Source organism: Streptosporangium sp. LJ11 (assembly GCF_051918945.1).
GTDB lineage: Bacteria > Actinomycetota > Actinomycetes > Streptosporangiales > Streptosporangiaceae > Streptosporangium.
Genome location: NZ_JBPXMB010000009.1, coordinates 239628 through 251357 on the forward strand (window position 1 = coordinate 239628; position 11730 = coordinate 251357).

Genomic DNA, 11730 nt, shown 5'->3' on the forward strand with positions numbered 1-11730 from the left:
TCATGATCACCGAGTCTGCTGGGTCGGGAATTCTGGCGGGGCTGGAGTTTCCTGGTATATCGGGGGACAAGCGTATCGGAACCGCTGGCGAACACCCACCAAACAGCGGGGTGTTCGCACTTACGACGCGCCCGGACGCCATCCGGTTCCTCATGAAAGCCGCCTGGACGCCAGAATGCTGATCAGATGCAGGATCATCTGCAGCACGGCGACGACCACGCAGGCCACCACGAGGATCCTCGTCGCCGCCAGCCCCCCGTTGAGCGCGTCCCAGATCGCGGCGACCACGATGAGGAGGGACAGCTCGACCGCCTGCACGATCCGGTGGAATTTCAGCGCGGCGGCCGCCCTGCGCGCCATGCCCAGCCCGCGCGACCGGAAGTGCTCGGCCGAGGCCTCGCTCGCCGCGACCAGCCCGGAGCGGGCTCGGGCCACGTCGACCAGGTCGGTCTCCGCCTTGATCAGGATGGCGCCGAGCGCGGCGGCGAACCCGATCACGGTGTACCAGTCGGGCAGGATCTCCGACGCCCGGAAACCCAGCCCGATGAGGATGGCCGCCTCGGCGAAGTAGTGGCCGACCCGGTCGAGGTAGACGCCGGTGATGGAGGTGCGGCCGGTCCAGCGGGCCAGCTCGCCGTCGGAGCAGTCGAGCAGCAGGTAGAGCTGGACCAGCAGGGCCGCGAGGACGGCCGCCCAGAGCCCGGGCAGCGCGAGCACGGCTCCGGCCAGCAGGCCGGTGAGGATCATCAGCCAGGTGGTCTGGTTGGGGGTGATCGGCGTCTTGGCGAGGAACCAGGTGACGTAGATCGACAGCTTGCGCATGTAGAGCGCGCCGGCCCAGTGCTCGCCGCTGTTGCGGTCCATGGTCGAGTGCGGCTGGGCCACCGCACGGAGCTCAGCGACCGACGGCCCGGACATAATCCTCCACCCGATCGTGAATCTCCGGCTCCGACAGGCGCAGGTGCTCAAGGATCGTGTAACGGCCGGGGCGCGTGGCCGGGGCCAGCATGACCGCCTCGGTGAACTGGGCCGCGGACAGCCCCACGTCGATGGGGGTGACCGGCAGCTCGTGCCCGCGTAGGCAGTCGACGACCTGGTTGAGCCTCCGCGAGTCCTCGCGGAGGAAGAAACAGAATGCGGCACCTATCCCGGCGAGCTCGCCGTGGTTGGAGGTGCCGGGAAAGAGCTGATCCACGGCATGCAGGATCTCATGGTCTCCGCCACTCGAAGGACGTGAGGATCCGGCGACCACCATCGACATGCCCGACAGGATGAGCGCCTCGGCCAGCACGGTGAGGAACGCGTCGGACTCGATCGAGTCGGATCTGCCGATCACCGCCTCCGCCGAGGTCCTGGACATCGCGCAGGCCAGGCCGTCGATCGGCTCCCCGCGCTCGCTCGCGCCGAGCTGCCAGTCCTCGATCGCCGAGAGGTTGCTGACCACGTCGCCGACCCCGGACCGGACCAGCGAGGCGGGCGCGTCGTGTACGAAATCGAGATCCACCATGATGGCCAGCGGCATGGGCACGCCGAAGGAGCCCTTGCCGCCGTCGTGCGTGAGCGAGGCCACCGGCGAGCAGATCCCGTCGTGCGACAGGTTGGTGGCCACCGCCACCATCGGGATCCCGGCCAGCGACGCGGCGTACTTGGTCACGTCGATGGTCTTGCCGCCGCCGATGCCCACGACCGCCTCGTACGCGCCCTTGCGCAGGTCGGCACCGAGCGAGATCGCCGCGTCGACCGAGCCGTCGGGCACCCGGAAGACCTGGGCCTCGCCGAGCGAGGGGGTGATCACCGAGGCGATCCGGTCTCCCTGGCCCGCGCCCACGGCCACCGCCACCCGCCCCGAGGTCGCCACCCTGCTGTCGGCCAGCAACGAGCCCAACTGGGCGACGGCGCCCCGGCGCACCTCCATGGACAGGGGGGCCGGGAGCATCCTGGCTAGTATCGGCACGCGATCTCCCGCGCCTTGGCGAGGTCGTCGTGGTTGTCTACCTCGACCCACGGGACGTCACCGATCGGAGCGACGGCGATCTTCTCGCCGCGGGCGACGAGCTCCTGGTAGCCGTCCTCGTAGTAGAGCTGCGGGTCGCGCTCGAAGGTGGCCTGGAGGGCGTCGGCGAGGCGGTCGCCGATGCCGGGCCGGATGAGCGTGGCACCGATGTACTCACCGGCGGCGGCGGCCGGGTCCATCAGCTTGGTGATCAGCCGCAGGTGGCGGTCGCCGTCCAGGGTGACCTTCATCTCCTCGTCGGCGAGCTTCTTGGCGTCGTCGACCGCGAGCAGGATGTCGGTGGTCGCCGGCGCGGAGAGCAGCGTCTCCTCCACCGAGACGGGGTGCACCGTGTCGCCGTTGACCAGGAGCACACCCTGGTCGAAGTAGTCGCGCGCGCACCACAGGGAGTAGGCGTTGTTCCACTCCTCGGCCTTGTCGTTGTGCACGAGGGTGAGCTTCACGCCGTGCCGCCGTTCCAGCTCGGCCTTGCGCTCGTGTACCGCCTGCGCCTGGTAGCCGACGATGACCACGACGTCACGGAGATCGGCCGCCGCGAGGTTGCGCAGCGAGATGTCCATGATCGTGGTGTCGCCGTCGACCGGCACGAGCGCCTTGGGCAGCGTGTCCGTGTACGGCCGCAGGCGTCGTCCGGCCCCGGCGGCCAGCACCATTCCCAGCAACGTGCACTCCTCATTCGGGTGAGAGCCTCCCGGCGGGCACTCCTAGGCCCCAAAGATTAGTTGCCTTCGGGCCCTGATCGTGTAATTGAGGGTTCGCCGGGCGTTCTCAATCGTGTGCGCCGAGGTCGGCCGCGTCTACCCCGGTGTCCACCCCGGTGTCCACCCCGACCCGCGGGGCGGCCAGCCAGCAGGTGACGCTCTCCCAGGAGAAAAGGCACCACAGGTAGAGCGCGAGCAGGGCGAACACCAGCGTGACCTGCCCGGCGAGCCCGCCGAGGGCGATCAGCAGCATCCGGCCGTCCCAGCCGAGGCCGGACGTGGCCAGCCAGGACGGGGGGTAGACCCGCTGCCTCAGCCGGTAGACGACGTCGTAGTGGTGGAAGGCCATCGCGCCGAGCAGCATGAAGATCAGCCAAGGCGGCACGTCGTGCGCGAAGCCCACCGAGGCCACGAAGCCGTACTCGGTGAGGCGCAGGATCGGCGGCACCAGCCAGTCGAGCCTGCCGTCGTGCGGGTGGGAGCTTCCGAGACCGGCCAGCAGCAGCGCCACCGCGGGGGCGAACACCGCCGGCCCGTCGGTGCCGGCCACCCCGACCAGCAGCAGCACCCCGGTCACGAACATCCCGACGATCGCGGGCGGCAGCGGCGGGAGCTGCCCGGCCACCAGGGCGCCCATGCCCCTCGACAGCACCCCGTCGTCCCGGTAGGCGACCACGGCACTCCGCGGTACCGGCGCCATATGCACAGAAATCATGATCGCACCTGTTTTCCCACTCGCCTGGCGGAAGATCCGTCCCGCCGGTCACGGATCCCGCCGCCCCGGGTCATCGGCTGAGCGACCTGCCCATCCGGCCGAAGAGGATGTAGAGGGCGGCGATCCCGCCCCAGACCAGCAGCGCGATGAAGGTCACCCGGGCGTTGAAGAGGGCGGCGGTCACCGCGATCAGGGCCATCCTCTCCCCGATGGGCAACACGATGATCTTCTTGAACCAGCGGGTGGGCGACGCCTTCTCCATCGCCCGCGAGAGCCGCACGACCGCGTTGCCCGTGCCCGGTGCCCGTCCCGCGTCGGCCCCCGCGAACGCGGCCCGCCGATCCGGCCGGTGCGGCGCCGCCGTCCGCCTCGCGTCACCGGCCGGGTCGGCCAGCGAACCCGCCCTGGCCCAGGCCGCGCCCACCCGGCTCGTGTCGGCGCGCGCCCCCGAGTACGAGAAGTCGATCGTGTGGCGGAGCATCTGCAGGATCATCGCGGACACCGCCAGCGCCCAGATGCCGTCCGGGCCGCCGCCCGCGACGTCCAGCCCGGCCGCGTACCCGATGGCGAGGCCCAGGTAGACGGCGTACTCCTTGACGCGGTCGAAGGTGGCGTCCAGCCACGCCCCGAGCGGCGAGAAGGTCCGGGTGTAGCGGGCGAGCTGGCCGTCGACGCAGTCGAGCACGAACGACAGGTAGAGCAGCACCGCCCCGGCGACCAGGCCGGGCCGGGTGCCCACGGAGAACCAGATCGCGGCGAGCGCGGCGAAGCCGACGGAGATGCCGGTGACCGCGTTCGGCGTCAGACCGAGCCTGGCGACCGCCTTCACGAGGTGCCTGGACCAGGAGCTCACCCCGTACGTGGCGAAGAAGCCGTCGTTGGTCTTGACCGCGGCGTCCAGCCGGGCCTCGCCCTCGTCGACCTCGGCCAGCCGGGACACGGCCGTGTCGGCGTCCGCCTGCCCGGCCATCCGGTCGGCGTGCAGGCGGCCGAGCCTGGCCGCGCGCACCTGGACGCCGGAGCGGACCAGGCCGACCAGGAGCAGGCCGGGGGCCTCGCCGGCGTCCATCGGGCCGAAGGCGCCCGTCTCGGCGAGCTCGGCGAGCGTCTCGGCGGTCTCGGCGAAGCCCGCGAGGTCGGACACGCCGACCTGGAAGGCGCCCCTGAAGGTGCCGTTGGCCTCGCCGGCCTCGTGGAAGGAGGTGCCCGCGGCCACCACCGACCTGCCGTCGGTCCTGACCGGCGGGCGCGCCGGTCCCGGGGCCCGGCCCACCTGGTCCGCCTGGCCCGTCTCGCCCACCAGCGCGCCGGTGTCGCGGGCCGGGTGCTCCACGAGCATGGCCAGCGCCTCGGTGTGCGCCACCAGGTCGCCGGCGACCACCAGCACCGGGCCGATGGACGAGCGGGCCACCTTCGCGATCCTGCGCAGGTCGTCGGCGAGCCCCCTCGACCCCTCTGCCCCGATCATGTGGGTACCGCCGGGCGCGTGGATGATGTCGCTGGAACGGGCCACCACGTGCACGTCCCGTACGGGAAGGGTGGCGAGCTGGCCGGTCAGCCTGTCGAGCAGGGTCCCGCCGGAACACCGGAGGCCGGACGTCTCGGTGGTGGCGAGCACGACCGCGACCGCCTGCGAGGCGTCGGACGAGGCGATGGCGTGAGGGTCGGGCAATCCGGGCTCCTTCGTATCCGACGGGATCACCGTACGAATCGGGGAGTGCGCACTCAGCGTAGCTAGATCTTGACGGGATAGCACGGGAGCACGCCGGACGATCGGGTACGCACCCATTACGCTCGCCATATCCGAACTGTCAAAGGAAGCTGATCGTGGCCGAACGTGAACCGCGTCCCCGAACCGTCGGTGTGGTCCTGGCAGGCGGCGTCGGCCGGCGCGTCGGCCACGACACCCCCAAGCAGCTGCTGGAGATAGCCGGCAGGACGATCCTCGAACACACCCTCACCCTGTTCGAGGGGTCACCGGAGATCGACGAGATCATGGTCCTGATGGCGCCCGGCTTCACCGGCGAGGTGGAGCGGATCGTCGAGCGCAACGGCTTCACGAAGGTCGGCAGGATCCTGGAGGGCGGCGCGAGCCGCCCGGAGACCACCTGGCGGGCGCTGCGGGCCCTGGGCACGCGGGAGTGCCTCGTGCTGCTGCACGACGCCGTACGCCCGCTGGCGGAGCCCAGGATCATCGCCGACTGCGTCGAGGCGCTGAGGACCTTCTCGGCGGTCGAGGTGGCGATCCCGAGTTCCGACACGATCGTGGTGACCTCGCAGGGGCCGCACGGGGAGATCGTCAGCGACGTCCCCGACCGTGCCGGCCTGCGCCGCGTCCAGACCCCGCAGTGCTTCCGGCTCTCGGTGATCCGCGAGGCGTACGAGCGCGCCTTCGCCGACCCCGGCTTCGGCGACCGGCCGCCCACCGACGACTGCGGGGTGGTGCTGCGCTACCTTCCCGACGTGCCGATCCACGTGGTGCCGGGCAGCGAGCGGAACATGAAGGTCACCCACCCGGTGGACCTCTTCATCGCCGACAAGCTCCTCCGGCTCGCCGCGAGCGACGTCCCCGCCCGCTCCGGCACCGCCCTGCGCGAGGCGCTGGAGGGCAGGACCGTGGTGGTCTTCGGCGCGGACGACGGCGCCGGCGCCGAGGTGGCGGAACTGGCCGGGCGCCACGGCGCCCGCGTGTTCCCCCTCCCCGGTGCGGCGAGCCTTCCCGGTGCGCCGGACGGGGTCCGCGTCGACGACTTCCGGGCGGTGGCCGACGCGCTCGCCCGGGTCGTCAAGGAGACGGGCGGGATCGACTACGTGGTCGGCGCGGCGGGCGCGCCCGCGGGCAGGATCGACGCGGCGGACGACACCGCGATCGCCGAGACCGTGAGCCTGCACCATCTGGGCCCCGTCACCGTCGCCAGGGCGGCTCTCCCCCATCTCCGCGAGACGCGGGGACAGCTGCTGTTCCACGTTCCCTCCCGCGCCCGGGACGCGGCGGGAGACGGCCTGCGCTCCTTCGCGGGAGCCGCCGTGGCCGGCCTGACCCGGGCGCTCGCGGAGGAATGGGCCGGGTACGGGGTGCGGGTCAACTGCGTGGATCCCGGGCGGGCCGGAGCCACGGCGCCGCCGGGCCCGCCCGCCCCGCACGCCGTCGCCCGCACCTCGCTGGACGTGCTCGCCTCCGGCGTCACCGGTCAGGTGGTCGACGCCCGTCCCTGAGCGGCACGCGCCCCGCGGGGTCAGCCGCCCGCGCGGCCGGGCTTGCCGAGCCTTCTCGGGCTCGTCAGGAAACCCCAGCCCCACGACATGTGCATGGCGACGTAGACCAGCGGCAACCGGGCGAGCGCCGAGGCGGGCAGGCCGCTGCCGGTGACCGCGGAGCCGGCCAGGATCGCCGCCAGGTAGCCGCCCGGGATCAGCAGTCCCGGCCAGAAGAAGGGGGAGACCACCAGGCCCGCGAGGATGGCCAGCACGGCCAGGGGCGGCGCCAGGTAGCGCAGGTTGATCGTGCCCTCGTGGGTGCGGGCGACCACTCTGCGCCAGCGGCCGTAGTGGAAGTACTGCTTGGCGAGCGCCTTGAGGTCGGGCCTGGGCCGGTAGGAGACGCGCATCCGGGGCTGGAACCAGACCAGGCCGCCCGTCTCGCGGATGCGGTGGTTCATCTCCCAGTCCTGGGCCCGCTGGAAGTGCTCGTCATAGCCGCCGACCCGTTCCAGCGCGGAGCGGCGGAACACGCCGAGGTAGACCGTGTCGGCCGGGCCCGCGGTGCCGCCGGTGTGGAACCGGGCGCCGCCGACACCGATCTTGGACGTCATCGCGCGGGCCACCGCCTGCTCGAACGGCGTGACGCCCTCGGCCGCCATGACGCCGCCCACGTTGTCGGCGCCGGTCTCCTCGAGGGTCTCCACCGCGATCTGGAGGTAGTCGTCGGGGAGCATCGCGTGGCCGTCCACCCTGGCGATGATCGCGTTGCCGGAGGCGGCGATGGCGGCGTTGAGCGCGTTGGGGGTGCGGCCGGTCGGATTGGGCACGACGACCACGCGGGGGTCGTCGGCGGCGATTTCGTCGGCGACCTCCTGGGTACGGTCGCGAGAGGGGCCGATCGCGAGAACGACCTCGATCGGTCCCGCGTACCGCTGCGAGAGCACCTGACGCACCGCCTCCCGCAGATGGCGCTCCTCGTTCAGCACCGGGATGACGATGGAGATGGGGGGCCAGACACGTGTCTCGGAAGACGACGCCGGCGCGGGCGAGTCGGGGAACTGCTTCATGGCGTCGCTCACGCTACTGTACGAACGGGTACCTCATCGACCCAGCTGGAGCCTAGGGGGCCATGCATGCGCGACCCGGAGGAGGATTCGGGTGTGCACGTAGGCGGCGACGCCTACGGCAGCGTTCGGGTGAACCCGAGGCGTGATCGCAGGTCGGCGAGGGGTGCCCGCACCAGGCGGCGCGGTCTCGTGATCGCCGGCGCGCTCTCGTGCCTGGTTCTGGGCAGCTCCGGGGTGACGTGGGCGCTGACCAACTACGCCACGACGAAGATCGAGGCGGTCGACGCGGGGGTCCCCGGCTCGCGGTCGAGCACCGGCGCCATGAACATCCTGGTGGTCGGCGTCGACAAGCGCGACGACCTCACCCGCAGGCAGCAGAACCAGCTCAAGCTGGGCCGCGAGACCGGCGAGCGCACCGACACCATGATGGTGATCCACGTGTCGGAGGACCACAGCAAGGTCACCGTGGTCAGCCTCCCCCGCGACACCTGGGCGACGGTCCCCGGCAAGGGCATGCACAAGATCAACGCCGCCTACCAGCTCGGCGGCCCGAAACTCGCGACGCGCACGGTGCAGACCGCCACGGGCCTGACCCTGCACCACTACGTCGAGGTCAACGTGCTGGGCTTCATCGAGGTGGTCGACGCCCTCGGCGGCATCTCGGTCTGCACCCCGGTCCCGATCAACGACCCGAAGACCGCGCTCGACCTGCAGCCGGGCACCTACTCCTTCGACGGCGTCAAGGCCCTCTCCTACGCCCGCACCCGCGCCACCGCCCGCTCCGACCTCGACCGCATCGACCGCCAGCAGCAGGTGATCTCCGCGCTGCTGAACCAGGCGCTCAGCGGCGAGACGCTGACCAACCCGGTCAGGCTCGCCTCGTTCGTCGACACCGCCCTCGACACGATCCGGGTGGACGACGCGCTGCGCGGGGACCTGCTCGGCCTGGCCGACCAGCTCAAGGACGTCTCCACCGACGACGTGGCCTTCGCCACGGTCCCGCTCGCGGACGTCGACTACAAGACGCCGACCGGCGAGTCCGCCGTGCTCTGGGACAAGGAGGCGGCCAAGGAGCTGTTCCGCAGGATCGCCGCCGACGAGACGCTGGTCAAGCCCGCCAGACCCGGCAAGTCCACGCCCACCCCGGCGGCCTCCCCCTCGGCTCCCGCGCTGACCGTCGCGCCCTCGCGGATCTCCCTCAGGGTGCTCAACGGCACCACGATCACCGGCCTGGGCGCGCAGACCAGGGCCGACCTGCAGAGAGTCGGCTTCCTGGTGCCCGAGACCCCGGGAAACACCCCGCAGAAGGACTTCGAGAAGACCGTCATCCGCTACGGCCCCGGCCGCGAGGATTCGGCACGCACGGTCGCCGCCGCGCTGCCCGGGGCGGAACTGCGCCCCCTGGAGAGCCTGGGCGACAGGATCGAGGTGGTCGTCGGCCGGAAACACGCCCCGGCGAAGAAGGTCACCGTGAAGGAGACGGCCGCCTCGCCCACCCCGAGCGCTACCCCTGCCGCGACTCCGACAGCAAGAACAGCAACGGACAATATCTGCAAAAAGTGAGCTAAGTGCATAACAACCTTCTGTCAGGGCAGCTAGGAAGGCACGGAGGTGATGATCGTGATCTCAACATTCGATGTTCAGACATGGCGCAGTGGCACCTGTGTGGTCGTGCAGGCGACGGGCGAGCTCGACATGGCCGTGGCTCCCCGGTTGCGCGCGGAGATCGACCACGTCCTGCGCGAAGCGGGCACCCCGAACCTGGTGATGGACCTGACGGGAGTGCCGTTCTGCGACTCGGTGGGATTGGGGGTCCTCGTGGGCACGCTCACCCGTCTCAAGGAGGCCCACGGCCGCCTCATGCTGGTGGTGAGCCCCGGCATGATCACCCACCTGTTGACGATCACCAATCTCGACCGGCACTTCGAGACGCGGGACAGCCTGCGCGAAGCGCTCGACACCATGGCACCGAGCCACTCCCCGGGCTGACCCCTCCCAGGTCGGACCGGCTTTCCCAGCCGGCTCACGCCTCTCTCCCGTCATTCGGGAACCGGCTTTCCCGCACCTCCGCACCCACGTGCGGGCGGGGTCACAAAGCTGTTTCCTCGAATAGCTGGCACATATGCAAGTTGGCATCTACACTTCGCTTCGAAGCTATACGATCACGGAAAGCGATGATTCGCACCGTTAGGGAGTATCGTGGCTTCAGATGGTCCACCCCCCTCCGCGCCCGCACGACGCGACCGGGGAGGCGACGATCTGAGGCCAGGCGTCCGAGCGACACCCCCTGGCCGGATACGTACATTCACGTGAGCCTGCAGGGAAGTGGGCGATGAACGCACTTCAACTCACGAGCGAGCACGCGAACGGCTTCGTGGTCATCACGGTGGCCGGTGAGCTCGACCTCGCCACCAGGCCGGACCTGTCGGCCTTCACCCAGGACGTCATCGACGCCCGCCCCGGCACGGTCATCATCGACCTGGCCGGTGTCACCTTCATCGACGCGTGCGGCCTGAGCGCGCTGATCGCCGTCAAACGGTACGCACGCGAGCACGACACACCTCTGCTCCTGGCCGGAGCCCCACCGGTCGTCCTGAAGCTTCTGAAGCTGACCAACCTCGACGCGTCCTTCACCGTGATCTCCCGCACGGTGGCGATGGGCCCCCCACCGGACTGCTCGGAGGTCGCCCCGCACGTCCAGGCGGCCAGCCCCCTCGCCGACCGCTAGAAGAGCCGGCCCGCACCCCGCGGAGCGGCCACGCCGGCCGCTCCCGCCCCGCCGCCCGGTCCCACGGAGGCCGAACGCGCCGGGAGCCGCACGCTCCAGTCCTCGTCCCCGCCCCGCCCCCGCTCCCGGCCCCGCAGGCGGCCGGTCACCGCGTCCCTCCGGTCGGCCCGCCGCCTCAACCCCGCGACCTCAGGACCGCGCCACTGCGCCGGCGAGGTTCCCGGCCCGGAACCGGCCGGCCCGCCCGGATCAGGCGGACTCCCTGATCACCAGCGTCGGTTCGAAGATCCGCGAGGTCACCGGATGATCCGGATGCTCGATGTGGGTGAGCAGCAGCCGTCCCATCTCGGCCGCCATGTCCTCGACGGGGTGGCGGACGGTGGTGAGCGGCGGGCGGCAGGCCAGCGCCGCGCTGCTGTCGTCGAAACCCACCATGGCCACGTCGCCGGGCACGCCGCGCCCGTGCTGGCGCAGCACCAGCAGGGCTCCCTGGGCCATCAGGTCGTTGGCCGCGAAGACGCCGTCGATGTCGGGATGCTCGGCGAGCAGCCGTTCCATCGCCACCTCGCCGCTGTGGAGGGTGAAGTTGCCCTCGGCGCAGGGGATGTAGGGATGGCCGTGCACGGCCATCGCCTCCTGGAAGCCCGCCAGGCGGTCCTGGCTGGCCGGGACGTCGAGCGGGCCGGAGATGGTCGCCAGCCTGCGACAGCCCCGGGCGACGAGATGGTCGGCGGCCAGCTTGCCCCCGGCCCGGTGCCCGACGTCGACGTAGCTGATCGGGATCGGCCTGGCCGGTCTGGCGAAGAGCACCGCGGGCAGCGAGGCGTCGGCGAGCAGCTTGGGCAACGTGTCCTCGGCGCTGATGGAGACCAGGATGGCCCCGTCGACGTTGCCCCGGCGCAGGTAGCTGATGACCTGGTCGCGGGTCTCCGGGGTGTCGGCGAACATCAGGATCGGATAGATGCCCAGCGGGCGCAGGAAACCGACGACACCCCCGGCCACCCGCCCGAAGAACGGATCGGCGAAGACGTGGCCGGGGAACGGGCTCTCCTCGCTGCTGCCCGCCCCGGAGACGATCAGGGCGATCGTCCCCGTACGCCGGGTGACCAGGGAGCGCGCGGCCTGGTTGGGCACGTAGCCGGTGAGGGCGATCGCCTGCTTGACCTTCTCCTGGATCGCGAGATCGACATTGCGGATCCCGTTGATCACGCGCGAGACCGTGGCACGGGAGACTCCCGCCGCCCGCGCCACATCCTCCAAGGTCGGCGGCGCCGAAACTCGCGGCAGGCCTTCGCTCATAGGGC

General features: G+C 71.2%; 11 protein-coding genes. 4 read left to right on the top strand and 7 right to left on the bottom strand.

Annotation, left to right across the window (positions count from 1 at the left end; all coding sequences use genetic code 11):
* Positions 1-150: 150 nt before the first annotated feature.
* The 5 genes from ACTOQ3_RS15960 to ACTOQ3_RS15980 form a co-directional block, all read right to left on the bottom strand.
* Entirely contained in the window at positions 151-918 is a 768-nt protein-coding gene (locus tag ACTOQ3_RS15960) for a CDP-alcohol phosphatidyltransferase family protein (protein WP_440067511.1), read from the bottom strand.
* Complete coding sequence (locus ACTOQ3_RS15965; protein WP_440084150.1) at positions 896-1936, bottom strand: iron-containing alcohol dehydrogenase family protein; 1041 nt, start codon at positions 1934-1936, stop codon at positions 896-898. Before ACTOQ3_RS15965 ends, ACTOQ3_RS15960 begins: the two co-directional genes overlap by 23 nt.
* 5 nt (positions 1937-1941) lie before the next feature.
* Entirely contained in the window at positions 1942-2676 is a 735-nt protein-coding gene (locus tag ACTOQ3_RS15970; protein WP_440084151.1) for a sugar phosphate nucleotidyltransferase, read from the bottom strand.
* Positions 2677-2782: 106 nt separating this feature from the next.
* Positions 2783-3430 carry a DUF5941 domain-containing protein gene (locus ACTOQ3_RS15975; protein WP_440084152.1) on the bottom strand — a complete coding sequence of 216 codons (648 nt, stop codon included), beginning with the start codon at positions 3428-3430 and terminating at the stop codon, positions 2783-2785.
* A 70-nt stretch (positions 3431-3500) separates the two neighbouring features.
* Positions 3501-5102 (bottom strand): CDP-alcohol phosphatidyltransferase family protein, encoded by a 1602-nt coding sequence (locus ACTOQ3_RS15980; RefSeq protein WP_440084153.1) that lies wholly within the window; start codon positions 5100-5102, stop codon positions 3501-3503.
* Between the two features lie 155 nt (positions 5103-5257).
* Here ACTOQ3_RS15980 and ACTOQ3_RS15985 point away from each other — a divergent pair, with 155 nt between their 5' ends.
* Complete coding sequence (locus tag ACTOQ3_RS15985; RefSeq protein WP_440084154.1) at positions 5258-6646, top strand: SDR family NAD(P)-dependent oxidoreductase; 1389 nt, start codon at positions 5258-5260, stop codon at positions 6644-6646.
* 20 nt (positions 6647-6666) lie between these two features.
* On the opposite strand, the gene ACTOQ3_RS15990 is transcribed toward ACTOQ3_RS15985, so the two are convergent.
* Positions 6667-7698: an ExoA family glycosyltransferase gene (locus tag ACTOQ3_RS15990; protein WP_440084213.1), complete on the bottom strand. Its 1032-nt coding sequence runs from the start codon at positions 7696-7698 to the stop codon at positions 6667-6669.
* Positions 7699-7791: 93 nt separating this feature from the next.
* On the opposite strand from ACTOQ3_RS15990, the gene ACTOQ3_RS15995 reads away from it, so the two are divergent.
* From ACTOQ3_RS15995 to ACTOQ3_RS16005, 3 genes are all read left to right on the top strand, one after another.
* Positions 7792-9261, top strand: coding sequence for an LCP family protein (locus ACTOQ3_RS15995; protein WP_440084155.1), 1470 nt, complete (start codon positions 7792-7794; stop codon positions 9259-9261).
* A 57-nt stretch (positions 9262-9318) separates the two neighbouring features.
* Complete coding sequence (locus ACTOQ3_RS16000) at positions 9319-9687, top strand: STAS domain-containing protein (RefSeq protein WP_440084156.1); 369 nt, start codon at positions 9319-9321, stop codon at positions 9685-9687.
* 343 nt (positions 9688-10030) lie between these two features.
* The gene (locus ACTOQ3_RS16005) at positions 10031-10426 is read left to right on the top strand and encodes an STAS domain-containing protein (RefSeq protein WP_440084157.1); all 396 of its coding nucleotides are present in this window, start codon (positions 10031-10033) and stop codon (positions 10424-10426) included.
* A 249-nt stretch (positions 10427-10675) separates the two neighbouring features.
* Here ACTOQ3_RS16005 and ACTOQ3_RS16010 read toward each other — a convergent pair whose 3' ends face one another.
* Complete coding sequence (locus tag ACTOQ3_RS16010; RefSeq protein WP_440084158.1) at positions 10676-11725, bottom strand: LacI family DNA-binding transcriptional regulator; 1050 nt, start codon at positions 11723-11725, stop codon at positions 10676-10678.
* Between the last annotated feature and the right edge of the window lie 5 nt (positions 11726-11730).